The organism is Mesorhizobium sp. M1066 (assembly GCF_040318635.1).
Classification (GTDB): domain Bacteria; phylum Pseudomonadota; class Alphaproteobacteria; order Rhizobiales; family Rhizobiaceae; genus Mesorhizobium.
In genome coordinates, this window is sequence record NZ_JAMYMR010000008.1 from 155,046 (window position 1) to 169,750 (window position 14,705).

The window sequence follows — 14,705 nt, forward strand, 5'->3', positions numbered from 1 at the left end:
TCTCCACGGATCAAGTTCCCCAGTTCTTCAATTCACCAGTTCTTCAATTCCCCACTGCCCTACTCCCCCAGCTTGTAGAACCGGCTGATGATCCCCCAGGCTTCATCGGCGGTGTCGACGAAGTCGATGATGTCCTGGTCACCGGGGCTGATCGTGCCTTGCTCGGCGAGGAAATCGAGATCGATCGCCCGCTTCCAGAAGGATTTGCCGAACAGGATCACCGGCACGCGCTCCATGCGCCCTGTCTGGATCAGGGTCAGCGTCTCGAAGAATTCGTCCATCGTGCCGAAGCCGCCCGGAAACACCGCGACCGCCTTGGCGCGCATGACGAAATGCATCTTGCGGATAGCGAAATAATGGAAGTTGAAGCAGAGCTCCGGCGTCACATAGATGTTCGGCGCCTGCTCGTGCGGCAGGACGATGTTGAGGCCGATCGACGGCGCGCCGACATCGTCGGCGCCGCGGTTTCCCGCTTCCATCACGCCGGGCCCGCCGCCGGTCACCACGACATATTCGCGGTAATAGGAGGTAGCCGACTGTTGCGAGCAGAGGCGGGCGAATTTCCGCGCCTCCTCATAGTATTTGCTGTTCTCCTCGAGGTTCTTCTTCTGCGTCTCGTTCTTGGCCGCCCAGGCCTCGCCGCCGGGTTCCGGCAGGCGCGCGCCGCCGAACAGGATCACCGTCGAACGGATGCCGCGTTCGGCCAGGATCATTTCCGGTTTCAGGAGTTCGAGCTGCAGCCGGACCGCGCGCAACTCGCGCCGCGTCATGAAGTCGGGATCGTTCCAGGCGAGCCGGTAGGTCTCGGCACGCGTCTGCGGCGTATCCGGTACGCTCTTCGACCGCTCCAGATCCTCGTCCGAATGCGGCAGCGGCGTCCAGCCCGCCTTTTCCATAGGTGTCATATGCTCTACCCGTCCAAATTCTTCACTTGCGCCGCCCCATGACGCAGCCGCGATTGACCCTCACCAAGGCTTCACATAAGCAGGTTCCGCAAAACCTGCTACATGCAAAGACCCAAGCATGCGAAGCATGCATGGGGGTCCGCGCGACTTTCAAAACAGGTTAAGGCGCAGCCCCTTAACAGCTTGGTAATGGAGCGAATTCATGTCGAAGCCCGATCTGGCGAGCCTCGAAAAGACCATCGAGAAGGCCTTCGAGGAACGCGACGCGATTTCGACTGCGACGCGCGGCGAAACGCGCGATGCCATCCAGTCGGCGCTCGACCTGCTCGACCGCGGCGCCGTCCGCGTCGCCGAACGGCAGGCCGACGGCAAGTGGCATGTCAACCAGTGGCTGAAGAAGGCCGTGCTGTTGTCCTTCCGGCTCAACCCGATGGAGATCATCAAGGGTGGTCCCGGCGAAGCGATGTGGTGGGACAAGGTGCCGTCGAAGTTCGATGGCTGGGGCGCAGTCGATTTCGAAAAGTCGGGCTTTCGGGCCGTGCCGGGGTCGATCGTGCGTCGCTCGGCCTATATCGCACCGGGCGCCGTGCTGATGCCGTCTTTCGTCAATGTCGGCGCCTATGTCGATACAGGTACCATGATCGACACCTGGGTCGGGGTAGGCTCCTGTGCCCAGATCGGCAAGAACGTGCACCTTTCCGGCGGCGTCGGCATCGGCGGCGTGCTGGAGCCGATGCAGGCCGGCCCAACCATCATCGAGGACAATTGTTTTATCGGCGCGCGTTCGGAAGTGGTCGAAGGTTGCATCGTGCGCGAAGGCTCGGTGCTCGGCATGGGCGTCTTCATCGGCCAGTCGACCAAGATCGTCGACCGCGCCACCGGCGAGATCTTCTATGGCGAAGTGCCGCCGAATTCCGTAGTCGTCGCCGGAACGATGCCGGGCAAGTCCTTTCCTAACGGCGAGCCAGGTCCGAGCCTCTACTGCGCCGTCATCGTCAAGCGTGTCGACGCCAAGACCCGCTCCAAGACCTCGATCAACGAATTGCTGCGCGATTGATCTTTGCGCAAAGCGAGCGCACCTTCCGCCGGCGCGACAATCGGTCGCGCTGGTTCAACATGGAGGGGTGACATGGACTGGAAGGATCTGCTCACAAGTTTTGATGGTCGCATAAACCGTGGCAAGTTCTGGGCCGCGATTGGCGTTTTCCTCGTCATTGGCATCGTTGCCTTTATTCTCGATGCGATTCTCGGTACACGCATCACCACCGCCAGTGGCGCCCAGATCGGCATCATCGGCATTCTCATCGCTCTGGCCTCGATCTATTTCGCACTCGCAGTCTACGCCAAGCGCTGGCATGATCGCGGCAAGTCGGGCTGGTGGAGCCTGATCATGCTGGTGCCGCTCATCGGCCCGATCTGGTTTCTGGTGGAATGCGGCATTCTCGAAGGCGCCAGGGGCGCCAATCAATATGGACCGGACCCGCTTGCCTGACAGATCAGATCTCACCTGGCTTTTCTTCAAAACCTCGGGCCGCGTCAGTCGCGCGGCCTATTTTCTTGGCGGGTTGCTCGTCGCCATCATCCAGGCCTTCCCGCTTTACCGCTTCACGCTGGTGCCGGAAGGTTCGGCCGAGAGCAACATGTGGTCGTTCATCTTCTTCGTCGCCTTCATCGCCTCGCTGTGGTCGAACATCGCCCTGGCGGTGAAGCGGCTACACGATTTGGACAAGCCGGGCATTGCCGCGCTGATCCTGTTTGTGCCGGTGGTCTCGATCGTCGCCTTCCTTGTGTTGTGCCTGTTTCCGGGGCAGCCTGGACCCAACCGCTATGGCCGGCGCACCAACGAGCCGGAACAATCCTGAGGGCCGATCGGACATGCGCTACCGCACGCTTGATCCGAAGCTGATCATCGAGACCGCGGAACGGCTGGAGACGCGTGTTGCGGAGCGTTTCCCCAAGGCCGGCCTGCGCGGCGTTGCCGCCGAACTGGTCTCGCTGTCGCGCGATCTGGCACAGGGCGCCAAGGCCTTGGAAGCGCCGATCTGGTGGCTGCGCGGCCTCATCGTCGCCGCTGTCGTTGCCGGCGCATTGATGTTCATCTTCGTCGGCACCGTCCTGCCATTCGACCGCATTTCCAAACCCGGTGATGCCGTCCAGTCGGTGCAAGGCATCGAAGCTTCGCTCAACATGTTCATCCTCGCCATTGTCGGATTTCTCGCCTTGATCCGCTCCGAGGAGCGCATCAAGCGCAAGCAGGTCTTTCGCCAGCTGCATGGCCTGCGCTCGCTGATCCACGTCATCGACATGCATCAGCTGACCAAGGATCCGGCGGTACTGTCGGCCGATTTCAAGCCGACGTCGCATTCGCCCGCCCGCATCACCAATGCCGCCGACTTGGCCCGTTACCTCGATTATTGCTCCGAAATGCTGTCGATCACGGGCAAGATCGCCGCATTGTTCGCACAGTCGGTCAATGACGACGTGGTCATCGATGGCGTCAACGACATCGAGAACCTGGCGTCAAACCTGTCGCGGAAAATCTGGCAGAAGATCACGTTGATCGACGGCCGGCCGGTGCAACAACCTGCTCCGGCGGCAGGCCCGGCGAGCCAAGCCGCTCCGCTTCCGCCGCGCGCACCAAGGCGGTGATCCGCTGAACCGTCGGCACGGGAGTGCCGACCTTCCCCGCCAGCTGCAATATGGCGCCTTGCAAGTCGTCGATCTCCGTCGGCCGGCCGCGCTGAAGATCGTCCCACATCGACGAGCGCGCCTGCGCGTCGATCGCCAGCATGTGCCGCGCCAGCAGCTTGAACAGCCAGTCAGGCAGCCTGAGCACCTTCGGCAGCAGCGCCGGCCGCAGGCCGGCGATCCGCGCCGGCTCGATGCCGGACGCTCTCATCGCTCTCAGGGCCTCGTCGATCTGGCTGGCCAGGATCAGCCGCCAGCGTCGATCGGCCAGTTCGGTTGCCAGCGGCAGACCGGAAAGCGCCACCAGTGCGTTGTTCAAATTCATCAGCAGCTTGCCCCACAGCACAGCCTTCATGTCGCGATGGGTTTCGACCGTAAACCCTTCGACTCCAAGCAGGTCGGCCAGGCCGGCGTCGCCATCCTCGACCATTACCGTGCCGTCGCTGGCGCGGTGAACGCGTAGCGGCAGCTCGCCATCCGGGGACTGCACCACATTGAATGGCACCATGCCGGCCAGCACCGTACGTCCGGCAAGTCCAGCGCGCAGCCTGTCGGCATTGCCGACACCGTTCTGCAGGCTGATCACCACGGCGTCGGGCCGGGCATGGGCTTTGATAAGATTCGCCATATCCTGCGTCGCGCCGCTCTTGACCGTGACCAGGATCACGTCCGCCGGCGGCAGGGCGACGGCCGGATCGGCGGTGACGACAAGCGCCTCGGGCTTGATCGAGCGATCGCGGCCCTGGAGGTCGCTGACCCGCAATCCGTCCTGCCGCAACGCTGCCTCGATGCGGGGCCGCCCCAGCAGAATGACCTCTCGGCTGGCCAGCGCCAGGCAGCCGCCGGCATAGCAGCCGATGCTGCCGGCACCGGCTATGACGATCCGTTTGTCCTTGTCTGCCATCCTGTCGCCCGCGCCGGGTCGCAACTATACGACATGAAAACCATAATATCGGCGGTATCGCCAGCCATGAGGCTGGCCCCTATGTCTGGCCGTGACAGGCCCTGCGCTTTCGACTATCGCTTTTTGCCATGACGCTGCCGACCGATCCCGCCGAAAACCTCGCCGCCCTTATCCGTTGCGCTTCGGTGACGCCCGCTGAGGGCGGTGCGCTGACCGCGCTGGAGACGATGCTCAAACCGCTCGGCTTCCTGGTCGATCGGCCGGTGTTTTCCGAAGACGGCACGCCCGATATCGAAAACCTCTATGCAAGGCGTTCCGGCAACGGCCCTCATCTGATGTTCGCCGGCCACACCGACGTGGTGCCGGTCGGCGACGAAGCCGCCTGGACGCATCCGCCCTTCGCCGCCGAGATCGCCAATGGCGAGATGTATGGCCGCGGCGCCGTCGACATGAAGGGTGGCATTGCCTGTTTCATCGCTGCCGTGGCGCGCCATGTCGAGGCCAATGGCGGTCCGAAAGGCTCGGTCTCGCTGCTGATCACCGGCGACGAGGAAGGCCCCGCGATCAACGGCACGGTCAAGCTGCTCGAATGGGCGGCTTCCAGGGGCGAGAAATGGGATGCATCTGTCGTCGGCGAGCCGACCAATCCGGATGCGCTCGGCGACATGATCAAGATCGGCCGCCGCGGCTCGATGTCCGGCGCCGTCACCGTCAATGGCCGCCAGGGCCATGTCGCCTATCCCCTGCTTGCCGACAATCCGGTGCGCGGACTGATGAGCCTGGTCGATGCCTTGCTGCATCCGGTTTTCGACAAGGGAACCAGGGATTTCCAGCCGACCAATCTGGAGATCACCTCCATCGATGTCGGCAACCCGGCCACCAATGTCATCCCGGCCAAAGCGACCGCGACCTTCAATATCCGATTCAACGACACCTGGACGGACGAGACCTTGCAGGCCGAAATCCACAACCGGCTCGACCAGGCAGCCAGGCGCAAGAAGTACCGGCAGGGCAAGAAGACGCCGGTCGACTACGAGCTCGTCTGGCGCGACCGGCCGAGCCATGTCTTCCTGACCCGCGACGACAGGCTTATCGAAACGCTGCGCGGCTCGATCAAGTCGGCGGTCGGCAAGGAGCCGACGCTGTCCACCTCCGGTGGAACGTCCGACGCGCGTTTCATCAAGGACTATTGTCCGGTGGTCGAGTTCGGGCTGGTCGGCAAGACAATGCACATGGTCGACGAGCGCGTCGCCATTGCCGATTTGGAAACGCTGACGCAAATCTACCAGCGCTTCATAGAAGACTGGTTCGGACAGGGCTGAACAGCATGCTTTCGGCGGACGAAACCCAAGCTTCGCTGACGGGCGCCTGGCGACTGATGCTCGGCAAGTCCGACGGCCTGCGCCTGCTCGACCTGTCGGCCGACGGCTTCTGGAATTCCTTCTTCGCCATTGTCGTTGCAGCACCGGCGCTGATCGTCGGCTGGGTCGGCATCGCCAACGAAATCGGCGATCCCGACGCCTTCGCGGGGCGCTTCAGCATGCTGGTGCGCCTGGCGACGGTCGACATCGGCTCCTGGGTGCTGCCGCTGGTTGCGCTCGCTTTGATCGCGCCGCGCGCCGGCATAGGCGGCCGCTTCGTCCACTACGTCGTCGCCAGCAACTGGGCTTCGGCCATCACCGCCTGGCTGATGCTGCCCTCGGCGCTGATCCGGCTTTTCCTGTCGTCCGCAAGCCAGGTTTCGAGCCTTGTGTCGCTGTTCCTGTTTGCCCTGTCGATGGTGCTGACCTGGCGCATGACCAACGCCACGATCGGCAGGGGCGCAGCGGTCGGCACCGCCGTTTTCGTCGGCATGTTCATCGCCTCGCTGCTGGTGCTGTTCGGCCTGCAGACGCTGCTCGGCATCACCGTGCCGGACGATGTCGGAGTTCAGAGCCTGTCCGGGCTCGTCTCGACTGGATAATCGACACCGGTGAGAAACAGCCCGTCGGGCGGCGCCACCTGGCCGCAGGCGGCGCGGTCGTGCGCCTCGAGCGCCGTTTTCAGGTCGGCCGCGCTCCAGCCGCCGTCGCCGACGCGCTTCAGTGAGCCGACCATCGAACGCACCTGATTGTGCAGGAACGAGCGCGCCGAAGCCCTGACCTCGATCATGTCGCCCTGTCGGCTCACATCGAGCCGTTCCAGCGTCCTGATCGGGCTGTTGGCCTGGCACTGGGTCGAGCGGAAGGTGGTGAAGTCATGCCGTCCGAGCAGGACTTTCGCCGCTTCGTGCATGGCGCCGGCGTCGAGCCGCTTCGGCACCCACCACACCTTGCCCTTGTCGAGCGCGGCCGGGGCACGGCGGTTTAGGATGCGGTAGAGATAGTGGCGGCCGATGGCCGAGAAGCGGGCGTCGAAGCTGTCGGAAACGACCGTCGCTTTCAAGATGGCGATGCGCGCCCCGGCCGCCTGCAAATGGGCGTTGACGGCATCGCGCACCTTGTCGCCCGGCCACGCCTTGACGAGATCGACATGCGCCACCTGCGCTGTCGCATGCACGCCGGCATCGGTGCGGCCAGCGGCGCGCAGCCTGATCGCTTCGCCGCAGAATTTTTCGATCGCCCGCTCGATCGCCTGTTGCACCGAAGGCTGATCCGCCTGGTGCTGCCAGCCGGCAAACAGGCTGCCGTCATATTCGATGTCGAGGCGAAAACGCGGCATTTGCGACTAGAGCTCTCGCCTCGGGCAATTCCAGGAAAAGTGTGAAACGGTTTTCCGTTCGGAATTGCGTTAAAACAAAGAGGTAGAGCAGTTCGCCATTTCCATGAAACGGTGGACTGTCTACGCGGCGAGAGCGGTGAAGGCGGAGGCGTATACCAGCCTGCCGGCGTCAGGCGCGTCGCCCCAAGCCAGCGCCTGCAGCGCTTCGCCCTGGTACTCGCTTTCGAAGTTCTCGGCACGCGTGTGGCTATAGCCGAAACGCCCGTAATAGGTGGGGTCGCCCAGCACCACGGCCAGCGTCTCACCACCATCCTTGAGGCGGATATGCGCCTCGCGGATCAGCGCGCCGCCGATGCCGCTGTCATGGAACGAGGGCTCCACCGCCAGCGGCGCGAGCGCCACGGCGGCGAAGGTCTTGCCGCCATTCTGGACGAACAGCCGCGAAAACAGGATGTGGCCGACCACCTGGCCGTCCTCTTCCGCCACCAGTTCGGCAACAGCGTCGCCGCCAGTCACCAGCGCGTCGACCAGACCGGCCTCGGCCTGCTGGCCGAAAGCGTGTTCCTCGACGAGGCGGATGGCCTCGCGATCCCGCGGCGTTGCCGCGCGTATCGACATCATGCTCATGAGAATTTCAGTCCTTTTTCGATCTTGGCCCCGCGCAGGAATTCCGACGCGGCAGCGGGCCTTCCGCCCGCCCGTTGAACTTCGACCAGCCTGATCGCGCCTGCCCCGCAGGCGACCGTCAGCCGGTCATCGAGAATTCCTCCCGACTCGCCCAAATCTTCCGAAAGCGACAGGCCTTCGGACAGCGTCGAGCGAAGCAGTTTCAGCCGCTCCGGGCGGCCACCAATCCCTATCTCCGACCAGGCGCCCGGAAAGGGCGACAGGCCGCGAATGCTATTGTGGACCTCGCTCGCCGAGCGAGTCCAGTCCACGCGCGTCTCGGATTTATCGATTTTTTTGGCATAGGTCACCCCTTCCACCGCTTGGCGGGCAAATGTCAGGGTGTTCCTTTCCAGTCGCGCCAGCGCTTCCACCATCAGGGTTGCACCGACACTCATCAACCGATCATGCAGATCGCCGGCTGTCATATCGGGTTCGATGGCGCATTTTTCAACCAATCCCACCGGGCCGGTGTCCAGACCCTCTTCCATGCGCATCACCATCATGCCGCTTTCCAGGTCCCCCGACATGATGGCGCGCTGGATCGGTGCAGCACCGCGCCAGCGCGGCAAAAGCGAGGCATGGCCGTTGATGCAGCCAAGCCGGGGTGCCTCTAGAACCGCCTTCGGCAGCAGCAAGCCGTAGGCGACGACCACGGCGACATCGGCTTGCAAACCACGGAAAGCGGCCTGCTCGGCGTCGCCTTTGAGTGAAGTCGGTGTACGGGTCTCGATGCCCAGCCGCTCCGCCTCGCGCTGCACCGGCGACGGCGTCAGCTCCAGCCCGCGCCGTCCAGCGGCGCGCGGCGGCTGGGTGTAGACGGCGGCGATATCATGTCCGGCCTCGGCGATCGCGCGCAGCGTCGGCACCGAAAACTCCGGCGTGCCCATGAAGATGACGCGAAGGGGCATTTCCCTATCCCGCCAGCTTGCCCGGCGCCTTGTCCTTGGCGAGCTTTTTGAATTTCTTCACCACCATGTCGCGCTTCAGTTTCGAGATGTGGTCGATGAACAAGATGCCGTTGAGGTGGTCGATCTCGTGCTGCAGGCAGGTTGCCATCAGGCCCTCGGCCTCCAGCTCCTGCAATTTGCCGTCGCGGTCGAGATATTTGACCCGCACGGAGGCCGGGCGTTCGACCTCGGCGTAGTAATCCGGGATCGACAGGCAGCCTTCCTCGTAGACCGAGCGCGCGTCGGCGCTCTCCAGGATTTCCGGGTTGATGAAGACCTGCGGCGCCGGCGTCTCGTCTTCCTTGGCAAGATCGATCACCAGCATGCGCAGCGGCTCGCCGATCTGGATTGCCGCTAGCCCGATGCCTGGCGCGTCATACATGGTCGCCAGCATGTCGTCGGCTAATTTGCGCAAGGGCGCGTCGACGCGCTCCACGGGCTTCGAAACCTGGCGCAGGATGGGGTCGGGAAGGATGATGAGCGGCTTGATCGGCATGGCGTTCCACCTAAGACCTCCAGCGAAAAGCGTCAACCGGTGGGCTTGAGGCTCGTTCACGTTTTGATCTGTGCTATCGGGGCGAATCGTCTATGCTGTCCACATGAATGATCTGAGCACCATCCTTTCGGAACCTGTCGCCCGGCTTGGCGCCACCACGATCACACTTGGCCATGCGCTGGCCTTCGCCGCCTTGCTGTTTCTCGGCCTGTTCGTGGCGCTCGTCATCGCGCTGTGGCGGTCGGCCAAGGCGCGCGCCGTTGCGGCCGCGGAAGCCGCCGATCATGCCCGCGACGCCGAGACGAGGATGGCCGGCATATTGCAAAGCCAGGCCGAGATGCAGGGCCGTATGGGCGCCATCGCCGAAGTGTTCGGAGCACGACAGGCGGAGCTGACGCAGTCGATCGGCCAGCGCCTCGACGCCATGACCGGCCGCCTCGGCCAGACCATGACCGAGCAGACGAAATCGACGCATGAGAGCCTGGCCAAATTGCAGGAGCGGCTGGCGATCATCGATGTCGCGCAAGGCAATATCCAGTCGCTCGCCGGCCAGGTCGTGCAGTTGCAGGCAATCCTTTCCAACAAGCAGACGCGCGGCGCCTTCGGCCAGTCGCGCATGGAGGCGATCGTCGCCGACGGCCTGCCGCACGGCGCCTACGAATTCCAGGCGACGCTGTCCAACGGCAGCCGGCCCGACTGCCTGGTGAAGATGCCGAACGGCGCACCTTCGCTTGCCATCGATGCCAAGTTTCCGCTCGAAGCCTGGAATGCCATCCGCGCCGCCGATGGCGCCGACCTGCAGAAGGTCGCCTCGCAGGCCTTCCGCCGCGACATCGAGATACATGTCCGCGATATATCGGAGAAGTATCTGATCCAGGGCGAGACCCAGGACACCGCCTTCATGTTCGTGCCGTCGGAATCGGTGTTCGCCGAGATCCACGAGAATTTCGAGGCGATCGTCCACAAGGCGCACCGCGCCCGAATCGTCATCGTCTCGCCGTCGCTGCTGATGCTGTCGATCCAGGTCATCCAGGCGATCCTCAAGGACGCCCGCATGCGCGAACAGGCGCATTTGATCCAGGGCGAGGTCATCCGGCTGATGGAGGACGTTGCGCGTGTCGACGAGCGGGTGCGCAAGCTGCAGGTCCATTTCGGCCAGTCGGCCAAGGACATCGACGACATCCTGGTTTCAACGTCGAAGGTCACCAAGCGCGGCCAGAAGATCGAGGCGCTGGAATTCGGCGCGCAGCCCGACGGCGATGCCACGGCGGATGCCGCGTCGCGGGCTCCCGCTGCGAAGGTCGACGCGGGCGCGCGCGTCGCCGATTCAAAAACAGGACAGCTCAGGCTGAGGGTCGTCGAAGGCGACGACTGAACACCACTACTGCTCCTCTATGGTGGTCATGCCCTGAAATTCAGGCAGCCAGTGCAGCGCCGAGCGGTGCCATTTCTGCTGTGTCGGAATCAAATCCTCGCGTTGCCGCGCGGTCCCCACTCGAATTCCATAGATTTTTGGACCATCTCCTACCGACGTGGCGTAAAGGTGCGAACCGCAGTCCCCGCAAAAGGCCTGGGCGCGCTTGGCGCCGCTCGCCACGATCTTGATGTAGATTTTCGGCGTACCCTTGGTGATGCGGTAGTTGCTTTCGGGCGCCGGAACCGTCACGCGAAAAGCCGTGCCGGTCAGTTGCTGGCAGTCCGTGCAGTGGCAGATGTTCGTCTTTTCAGGATCGACCTCCGCCTCATAGGTGATGGCGCCACAATGGCAGCCGCCGTCGATTTTCATCTTCGTTCCTCCAAAGTCCTTTAATCCAAGCGGGCAAAGTCCTTTAATCCAAGCGGGGCAAGACCATGAGGCAATGGCGCAGCGCTAGTCCAGTGCCGGATCGGACGCGGTCTCGATCAGCTCGCGCCGCTTCTCCCAGGTTCCGGTGGTCTGCGGCTTGACGAACAGCCGCGTGATCTCCGGCATCTCCTTTTTCAGCCGCGCCTCCAGTCGCTCGACGCAAGCCTCGATCTCCGGCGCCGTCAGATGATCCTCGAACTCGATGCTGAGGCCGGCGACGATCTCTTCCGGCCCCATGTGGACGGTCAGAACGCCGTTCGCCCGCTGCACCGCCGGATCCTGCTGGACGATAGCCAGCACTTGTCTCTGCACCTCGGGCGATGCCGGCTCGCCGATCAGCAAGCCCTTGCTTTCGCGCGCCAGGAAGATCGCGGTGGCGCCAAGGATGAGTGCAATGCCGATCGAGGCGGCGCCGTCGAGTTCCGGCATCTCCAGCAGTTCCGCCGCCAGGATGCCGGCGAAGGCGACGATCAGGCCGAGCAGGGCCGCACTGTCCTCGAACAGCACGGTGTAGACGCTCGGATCCTTGCTCGATTGCACCGCCCGCAGCCAGCCTTGCTTACCCTTCTGCTTGCGGAACTCCCTCAGCGCGACCAGCCAGGAGCTGCCCTCGAACAGAAAGGACAGGCCAAGAACGATGTAGTTGACCTTGCCGTTGGCGACCGGCTCCGGCGCCATCATATGGATCACGCCTTCGTAGAACGACACGCCTGCGCCCAGCGCGAAGACGAGGAGCGCGACGATGAAGCTCCAGAAATACAGTTCGCGGCCGTGACCGAGCGGATGCGTCCGGTCGGCCGGGCGGGCGGCGCGGTGCATGCCGTAGAGCAGCAGGCCGCCATTGCCGGTATCGACCAGCGAGTGCACGCCTTCCGACAGCATCGCCGAACTGCCGGTGAAGAGGGCGGCGGCGAACTTGGTCACCGCGATGGCAAGATTGCCGGCCAGTGCCGCGTAGATCACCCTTTTTGAGCCGCCATGCCCGGCCATGGTCTGTTGTCCCCGTTCGATGCACACCCAGTCTAACGGCCGGACGGCTCAAGCTCCACAGGCATCACAACCGTCCGAACCGTCGGCTTGTTCAAAGCTGGCGCCCGTCGAAGAGGTTGCTGGCAGAAGACGGTGGCTAGTCGACGATCTCGCTGGTCCACACCTTGAAGCCGGCAAGCGTACCCGGCCCGAAAATATGGGTCAGCGGCACGTCCGCGGCGTCGCGGCCGGAGGCGATCAGGATGCGGCCGATGCGCGGCGCATTGTTGCGCGGGTCGAAGGCATGCCAGCGACCGCCCAGATAGACCTCCATCCAGGCACAGAAGTCCATGCTTGCCCATGGCTTTGGCATGCCGATGTCGCTGATATAGCCGGTGCAATAGCGCGTCGGGATGTTGAGCGCCCGGCAGAAAGTGACGGCGAGATGCGCGTAGTCGCGGCACACGCCGCTCTGCTCGCGATAGGCTTCCGCCGCGGTGCGCGTCGGCCGCGCATTGCCGTAGTCGAAAACGATATGGTTGTGGACGAAGTCGCAGACCGCCTGCACGCGCGGAATGCCGAGCGGCGTGTTGCCAAACAGCCGCCACGCCTCATCAGCCAGAAGGTCGCTTTCGCAAAAGCGGCTGGGCAGCAGGAACAGCAGCGTGTCCGCCGGCAGGTCGCGCACCTCGTGCTGCCAGGCCATCAGGTCGCCCATCTCGAAGGTGCCGGGATCGCGGATCACCGCATCGGTGCCGAAGGTGAAACGCCCGGGCGGGGCGACGAACCGGTTGCACCAGTTGCCGAACCTGTCGCGGTAGCTCTCGATCGGCACTGCGGGATTGGAGGTCAGGAAATCCGGCCGTTCGAGATCGGAGGCGCGGGAGTAGTGGACATTCAGCATCGCGATGAGCGGCGTTTCCTGCGGAAAGTCGAAGCTCATCTCGCAGCCGATGTGGATTCGCATTGTCGTCCTGACGGCCTGCCTGACGATCACCCCGGCGAAGGCAAGGGTTGATGCTGCAGTGCGAAGATGACCATGACACGGACCACCATGGTTTACGAGCAAATTAGAAACCGGTTGAAAGCGATCCGCTGACGACGGCAGCAGCAGCTAACCCCTTGCAGTCGGGCGGTTCTCTTGTTTCACTTCGCTTCCCGCAATCGGAGGAACGAATCATGGCTAAAGGTGCGATGAAGGCAGGCAAGGAAGCCCGCAAGCCGAAGAAGGACGCCAAGAAGCCCGCCCCGGCTCCGGCCCTGAAGGCGCCGCCAGTCAAGGCGATGAAGCTCAAGGACAAGTAGGTCCAGCCAATAGCTTCGGAATGGAATTGCGACCGGCAGCACTGTTGCCGGTCGCCATTGATCGAGCGCCCGAAATTCCTATATTGGCGTGGCGGGGACGACCTCGCATCTTCCCCGAAATCCGGTTGGGACGACCCGCCATTGTCTAACTGACCATCGGTCTCCGAAAACAACTTTTCGGTCCGATGCTCTGATGGAGCGTTGTCGATGTCGTGGGTTCTTCTCTTTTTTGCCGGCCTGTTCGAGATAGGCTGGGCAATCGGCCTCAAATACACCGACGGCTTCTCGAAGCTGGTGCCGACCGTGCTCACCGTTGCCTCGATGATCGTCAGCCTCACCCTGCTCGGCCTGGCGCTGAAGGCGCTGCCCGTCGGCACCGCCTACGCGGTGTGGACCGGCATCGGCACCGTCGGTACGGCACTGCTCGGCATCTGGCTGCTCGGCGAGCCGGCCACCGCGATCAGGCTGGCCTGCATCGCGCTCATCGTCTGCGGCATCATGGGACTGAAGTTCGCCGCCTGATCATACCGGCAGACAAACACGTTCAGGGCCGCTGCGAGGCGACCCTGATTCTCGAAGCTGGCTGCTTCGGTAGTCCTGAGGCTAGCGGGCGGAGAAGCCCGGAGGCGTTCTGCCGGTACGCTGCTTGCGCGCTGCATAACGCGCGTCGCGCTTGGCCTTGCGTTCGGCTTCGTCGGCCAGAAAACGGGCGATGCGCTCGTTCTCTTCGGATTCCCGAATCTTGGCCTCAGCCTGTGCCTCTTCCTCGGCGGCGACACGTGCCGCCTCGGCTGCTGCCTCGCGCTCGGCCTTCTCGACCGCTTCGCGTGCCAGCTTTTCCTGCTTCAGCCGGGCCTTTTCAGCCTCGCGGATTTCGCGAGCCTCGAGGATCGCCTTGCGTTCGGCCTGCCGCGCCAGCACTGCGGGATCATCCGCCGCCGGCTTTGCCTTGAAGCGCTCGAGGAGCGCCTTCTTTGCCTCGTTTGCGGCGTTGCGCCGCTCGAAAACGTCTTTTTCCCTGTAGATAGCCAAGTCCACTTCCCTGAAGTCAATTTGCGACGCTTACATACGCGCGAATACCGAGAGTTCAAGCGCCAAAACGGTATGGCAGCCATGAAATTGTTGGCTGTTGCCGCCGGGAGACGCCTTTGGAGCAATTCCAGGAAAAGTGTGAAGAGGTTTTCCGTCCGGAATTGCGACGAATAGGTAGAGCCGAAACCGACATGCACTGTTCACCGTCCGCCCCTCTGGCGGGGCGACTGACGCATCGCTACCT

At 63.4% G+C, this 14,705-nt stretch carries 19 protein-coding genes; 9 read left to right on the plus strand and 10 right to left on the minus strand.

Going from position 1 to position 14,705, the window contains the following annotated elements; genetic code table 11:
- Window positions 1-59 precede the first annotated feature (59 nt).
- Window positions 60-905 (minus strand): LOG family protein, encoded by an 846-nt coding sequence (locus NKH52_RS14210; RefSeq protein ID WP_013528481.1) that lies wholly within the window; start codon window positions 903-905, stop codon window positions 60-62.
- A 202-nt stretch (window positions 906-1,107) separates the two neighbouring features.
- On the opposite strand from NKH52_RS14210, the gene dapD reads away from it, so the two are divergent.
- The 4 genes from dapD to NKH52_RS14230 all read left to right on the plus strand — a co-directional run bounded on the left by dapD (window position 1,108) and on the right by NKH52_RS14230 (window position 3,554).
- The gene (dapD, locus tag NKH52_RS14215; RefSeq protein WP_023810768.1) at window positions 1,108-1,962 is read left to right on the plus strand and encodes a 2,3,4,5-tetrahydropyridine-2,6-dicarboxylate N-succinyltransferase; all 855 of its coding nucleotides are present in this window, start codon (window positions 1,108-1,110) and stop codon (window positions 1,960-1,962) included.
- A 72-nt stretch (window positions 1,963-2,034) separates the two neighbouring features.
- Window positions 2,035-2,397 carry a DUF805 domain-containing protein gene (locus NKH52_RS14220; protein ID WP_352730382.1) on the plus strand — a complete coding sequence of 121 codons (363 nt, stop codon included), beginning with the start codon at window positions 2,035-2,037 and terminating at the stop codon, window positions 2,395-2,397.
- The gene (locus tag NKH52_RS14225; protein WP_023810766.1) at window positions 2,390-2,767 is read left to right on the plus strand and encodes a DUF805 domain-containing protein; all 378 of its coding nucleotides are present in this window, start codon (window positions 2,390-2,392) and stop codon (window positions 2,765-2,767) included. Before NKH52_RS14220 ends, NKH52_RS14225 begins: the two co-directional genes overlap by 8 nt.
- Window positions 2,768-2,780: 13 nt before the next feature.
- Window positions 2,781-3,554 carry a hypothetical protein gene (locus NKH52_RS14230; protein WP_128304184.1) on the plus strand — a complete coding sequence of 258 codons (774 nt, stop codon included), beginning with the start codon at window positions 2,781-2,783 and terminating at the stop codon, window positions 3,552-3,554.
- Here the strand turns inward: NKH52_RS14230 and NKH52_RS14235 are convergent.
- Window positions 3,457-4,497, minus strand: a complete 1,041-nt coding sequence (locus NKH52_RS14235) for a 2-dehydropantoate 2-reductase (RefSeq protein ID WP_352730384.1) — start codon at window positions 4,495-4,497, stop codon at window positions 3,457-3,459. The two genes, NKH52_RS14230 and NKH52_RS14235, sit on opposite strands and share 98 nt — an antisense overlap.
- 128 nt (window positions 4,498-4,625) lie before the next feature.
- Between NKH52_RS14235 and dapE the strand changes: the two genes are divergently transcribed.
- Together dapE and NKH52_RS14245 are read left to right on the plus strand one after the other, a co-directional pair.
- Window positions 4,626-5,819 (plus strand): succinyl-diaminopimelate desuccinylase, encoded by a 1,194-nt coding sequence (gene dapE / locus NKH52_RS14240; protein WP_013528475.1) that lies wholly within the window; start codon window positions 4,626-4,628, stop codon window positions 5,817-5,819.
- 5 nt (window positions 5,820-5,824) lie between these two features.
- Entirely contained in the window at window positions 5,825-6,460 is a 636-nt protein-coding gene (locus tag NKH52_RS14245) for a transporter (RefSeq protein WP_352730385.1), read from the plus strand.
- On the opposite strand, the gene truA is transcribed toward NKH52_RS14245, so the two are convergent.
- The 4 genes from truA to def form a co-directional block, all read right to left on the minus strand.
- Window positions 6,427-7,197, minus strand: coding sequence for a tRNA pseudouridine(38-40) synthase TruA (truA, locus tag NKH52_RS14250; RefSeq protein WP_352730386.1), 771 nt, complete (start codon window positions 7,195-7,197; stop codon window positions 6,427-6,429). The two genes, NKH52_RS14245 and truA, sit on opposite strands and share 34 nt — an antisense overlap.
- A 120-nt stretch (window positions 7,198-7,317) precedes the next feature.
- Window positions 7,318-7,824: a GNAT family N-acetyltransferase gene (locus tag NKH52_RS14255; RefSeq protein ID WP_352730388.1), complete on the minus strand. Its 507-nt coding sequence runs from the start codon at window positions 7,822-7,824 to the stop codon at window positions 7,318-7,320.
- A complete protein-coding gene (gene fmt, locus NKH52_RS14260) occupies window positions 7,821-8,774 on the minus strand; it encodes a methionyl-tRNA formyltransferase (protein ID WP_352730390.1) in 954 nt (317 codons plus the stop codon). Before fmt ends, NKH52_RS14255 begins: the two co-directional genes overlap by 4 nt.
- 4 nt (window positions 8,775-8,778) lie before the next feature.
- Window positions 8,779-9,309, minus strand: a complete 531-nt coding sequence (def, locus tag NKH52_RS14265) for a peptide deformylase (protein ID WP_352730392.1) — start codon at window positions 9,307-9,309, stop codon at window positions 8,779-8,781.
- A gap of 103 nt (window positions 9,310-9,412) precedes the next feature.
- On the opposite strand from def, the gene NKH52_RS14270 reads away from it, so the two are divergent.
- Window positions 9,413-10,684, plus strand: a complete 1,272-nt coding sequence (locus NKH52_RS14270; protein WP_352730394.1) for a DNA recombination protein RmuC — start codon at window positions 9,413-9,415, stop codon at window positions 10,682-10,684.
- Between the two features lie 6 nt (window positions 10,685-10,690).
- Here the strand turns inward: NKH52_RS14270 and NKH52_RS14275 are convergent, their stop codons facing one another.
- From NKH52_RS14275 to NKH52_RS14285, 3 genes are all read right to left on the minus strand, one after another.
- A complete protein-coding gene (locus NKH52_RS14275) occupies window positions 10,691-11,095 on the minus strand; it encodes a GFA family protein (protein ID WP_352730396.1) in 405 nt (134 codons plus the stop codon).
- 84 nt (window positions 11,096-11,179) lie between these two features.
- Window positions 11,180-12,145: a cation diffusion facilitator family transporter gene (locus NKH52_RS14280; RefSeq protein ID WP_352730398.1), complete on the minus strand. Its 966-nt coding sequence runs from the start codon at window positions 12,143-12,145 to the stop codon at window positions 11,180-11,182.
- Window positions 12,146-12,281: 136 nt separating this feature from the next.
- Window positions 12,282-13,091, minus strand: a complete 810-nt coding sequence (locus NKH52_RS14285) for a transglutaminase-like domain-containing protein (RefSeq protein ID WP_352730400.1) — start codon at window positions 13,089-13,091, stop codon at window positions 12,282-12,284.
- A 212-nt stretch (window positions 13,092-13,303) separates the two neighbouring features.
- On the opposite strand from NKH52_RS14285, the gene NKH52_RS14290 reads away from it, so the two are divergent.
- Entirely contained in the window at window positions 13,304-13,429 is a 126-nt protein-coding gene (locus NKH52_RS14290) for a hypothetical protein (RefSeq protein ID WP_013528464.1), read from the plus strand.
- Between the two features lie 207 nt (window positions 13,430-13,636).
- Window positions 13,637-13,951, plus strand: a complete 315-nt coding sequence (sugE, locus tag NKH52_RS14295; RefSeq protein WP_027060710.1) for a quaternary ammonium compound efflux SMR transporter SugE — start codon at window positions 13,637-13,639, stop codon at window positions 13,949-13,951.
- Between the two features lie 81 nt (window positions 13,952-14,032).
- Here the strand turns inward: sugE and NKH52_RS14300 are convergent, their stop codons facing one another.
- Window positions 14,033-14,461: a DUF6481 family protein gene (locus NKH52_RS14300; RefSeq protein ID WP_352730403.1), complete on the minus strand. Its 429-nt coding sequence runs from the start codon at window positions 14,459-14,461 to the stop codon at window positions 14,033-14,035.
- Window positions 14,462-14,705: the final 244 nt, after the last annotated feature.

Excerpts from the sequence above, each read along its gene's own strand:
- NKH52_RS14210 (WP_013528481.1), bottom strand. The coding sequence starts at position 905 with ATGACACCTATGGAAAAGGCGGGCTGGACGCCGCTGCCGCATTCGGAC.
- dapD (WP_023810768.1), top strand. The coding sequence starts at position 1,108 with ATGTCGAAGCCCGATCTGGCGAGCCTCGAAAAGACCATCGAGAAGGCC.
- NKH52_RS14220 (WP_352730382.1), top strand. The coding sequence starts at position 2,035 with ATGGACTGGAAGGATCTGCTCACAAGTTTTGATGGTCGCATAAACCGT.
- NKH52_RS14230 (WP_128304184.1), top strand. The coding sequence starts at position 2,781 with ATGCGCTACCGCACGCTTGATCCGAAGCTGATCATCGAGACCGCGGAA.
- NKH52_RS14235 (WP_352730384.1), bottom strand. The coding sequence starts at position 4,497 with ATGGCAGACAAGGACAAACGGATCGTCATAGCCGGTGCCGGCAGCATC.
- dapE (WP_013528475.1), top strand. The coding sequence starts at position 4,626 with ATGACGCTGCCGACCGATCCCGCCGAAAACCTCGCCGCCCTTATCCGT.
- NKH52_RS14245 (WP_352730385.1), top strand. The coding sequence starts at position 5,825 with ATGCTTTCGGCGGACGAAACCCAAGCTTCGCTGACGGGCGCCTGGCGA.
- truA (WP_352730386.1), bottom strand. The coding sequence starts at position 7,197 with ATGCCGCGTTTTCGCCTCGACATCGAATATGACGGCAGCCTGTTTGCC.
- NKH52_RS14255 (WP_352730388.1), bottom strand. The coding sequence starts at position 7,824 with ATGAGCATGATGTCGATACGCGCGGCAACGCCGCGGGATCGCGAGGCC.
- fmt (WP_352730390.1), bottom strand. The coding sequence starts at position 8,774 with ATGCCCCTTCGCGTCATCTTCATGGGCACGCCGGAGTTTTCGGTGCCG.
- def (WP_352730392.1), bottom strand. The coding sequence starts at position 9,309 with ATGCCGATCAAGCCGCTCATCATCCTTCCCGACCCCATCCTGCGCCAG.
- NKH52_RS14270 (WP_352730394.1), top strand. The coding sequence starts at position 9,413 with ATGAATGATCTGAGCACCATCCTTTCGGAACCTGTCGCCCGGCTTGGC.
- NKH52_RS14275 (WP_352730396.1), bottom strand. The coding sequence starts at position 11,095 with ATGAAAATCGACGGCGGCTGCCATTGTGGCGCCATCACCTATGAGGCG.
- NKH52_RS14280 (WP_352730398.1), bottom strand. The coding sequence starts at position 12,145 with ATGGCCGGGCATGGCGGCTCAAAAAGGGTGATCTACGCGGCACTGGCC.
- NKH52_RS14285 (WP_352730400.1), bottom strand. The coding sequence starts at position 13,091 with ATGCGAATCCACATCGGCTGCGAGATGAGCTTCGACTTTCCGCAGGAA.
- NKH52_RS14290 (WP_013528464.1), top strand. The coding sequence starts at position 13,304 with ATGGCTAAAGGTGCGATGAAGGCAGGCAAGGAAGCCCGCAAGCCGAAG.
- sugE (WP_027060710.1), top strand. The coding sequence starts at position 13,637 with ATGTCGTGGGTTCTTCTCTTTTTTGCCGGCCTGTTCGAGATAGGCTGG.